Annotated in this window: 2 protein-coding genes; one reads left to right on the top strand and one right to left on the bottom strand. The window is 63.0% G+C overall.

The window, feature by feature from the left end:
• Positions 1-24: 24 nt before the first annotated feature.
• Entirely contained in the window at positions 25-309 is a 285-nt protein-coding gene (locus tag ACOI1H_RS25310; protein ID WP_422441054.1) for a hypothetical protein, read from the bottom strand.
• Between the two features lie 97 nt (positions 310-406).
• Between ACOI1H_RS25310 and ACOI1H_RS25315 the strand changes: the two genes are divergently transcribed.
• Positions 407-1,789, top strand: a complete 1,383-nt coding sequence (locus ACOI1H_RS25315; protein ID WP_422441055.1) for a transposase — start codon at positions 407-409, stop codon at positions 1,787-1,789.
• Positions 1,790-1,803: the final 14 nt, after the last annotated feature.

The raw sequence follows: 1,803 nt of genomic DNA on the forward strand, positions 1-1,803 counted from the left end.
AGCTCGACTTTGTACATTTTTGGGTCAGGTCCAGGTCCAGAAGATGCCCTCGTTCGCGATGAACGCGAGCGCTTCGTCGAGGGGCATGATGACGCCACCCATGTCATCGACATCCTCCCATTTGCGCCGGTGTGACCAGTATCCGAGCCGGACCTCGTCGCCGTTGCCTGTCGGCTTCAGCCGGGCAATCGGCGCCTCCGTCTCCAGCAGGTAGAGATGGTAGGCACCCTTGTCCTTGTAGTAGCCGACGCCACCACCATTGGCGTCGTCGAAGGCTTCGATACGGGCGGGGATATCGTCAAACTGCATGTGCCGATCATACATGGGAGCACCTCAGGGCGCGTGATTCACTTTGCCGCAGGTTCGCCTACTTGCATGGTCAGCGACAAGGGATTCGAAACATGGGATGAAAAATCATCCCACCTCCCCGTCGCCGACAGGCGATCCGGTTCCCCAGATCCTGCGCGATTGGCTGCAGGAGCTGCGAATGTGCTTTACGGCTCCCAGCTGGGAATACGTGCTTGTGCTGGTCATGGGCGCGGTGCTGGCACCGGGCAAGCGCACCGTCAGCGCCTGCCTGCGGATGACTGGGCGCGCCGGGGCGAAGAACTTTTCAAGCTATCATCAGCTCCTCAACCGTGCCCGGTGGAACCCCCACCTCATGGCGCGGCACCTGCTGGGCATGGTCGTCAACCGCCTCGTGCCGGATGGTCCGGTGGTCATCGGGATGGACGACACCATTGAACGCCGGTGGGGACGCAGGATCACGGCGCGCGGCATCTACCGCGACCCCGTCCGCTCCAGCCATGGCCATTTCGTCAAGGCCAGCGGGCTGCGCTGGTTGAGTTTCATGGTGCTGACGCCGGTCCCCTGGGCGGGCGTCGTGAAGGCCCTGCCGATCTTAACCCTACTCGCCCCGTCACAGCGCTCCAACCTACAGCGTGGCCGCAGGCACAAGCTCCTAACCGACTGGGCCCGCCAGGGGGCGCTCCAGCTTTGCCGCTGGTTGCCCGGTCGCGACATCGTCTTCGTCGGCGACAGCAGCTTCGCAGTCCACGAACTGGCCCACGCCCTCGACGGCCGCGCAACCCTCATCAGCCGACTGCGGCTCGACGCCAATCTCTTCGCGCCCCCTCCGGAGCGCCATGCGCGCGCCGTCGGCCGCCCTGCGCAGAAGGGCGCGCCATTGCCCAAGCTGAAGACCCTGCTCTCAGACCCAGCTACGCCATGGCACACAATAACCGTGTCCTCCTGGTATGGCCGCAAGCAAGAGAAGACGATCGAGATCACCTCAAACACCGCACTGTGGTATCGCACCGGCACGCCGCCCCGACCAATCCGCTGGGTGCTTGTCAGAGACCCCGAGGGCAAGCGGACTCCGCAGGCGTTCTTCAGCACCGACACCGCCCTCGCGCCTGCCGACATCATCACACTCTTCGTCCGCCGCTGGCAGGTCGAAGTCACCTTTGCAGAAACTCGCGCCCATCTCGGTGTGGAAACCCAACGGCAATGGTCCGACAAGGCAATCGCGCGAACAACACCCGCCTTGCTCGGCCTCTACAGCCTTATATCGCTGTGGGCCTGCGATCTGCTGAGCACGACCAGCATGCCCTATGCCGCAGCATGGTATCGCAAAACCAGCCTCACCTTCTCCGACGCCATCGCTTGCGTGCGTCTTGCCCTGTGGGTCGGAGATATTTTCCAACACTCTCCGCCAAACCGAAAACCACAAGAAATCCCGCCCGACCGCATCGTGCGCATGGCAGAGGCACTATGCTTCGCCGCATAATGTACAAAGTCGAG

Origin of the sequence: Loktanella sp. DJP18, assembly GCF_049310965.1 — a bacterium.
Lineage (GTDB): Bacteria > Pseudomonadota > Alphaproteobacteria > Rhodobacterales > Rhodobacteraceae > Loktanella.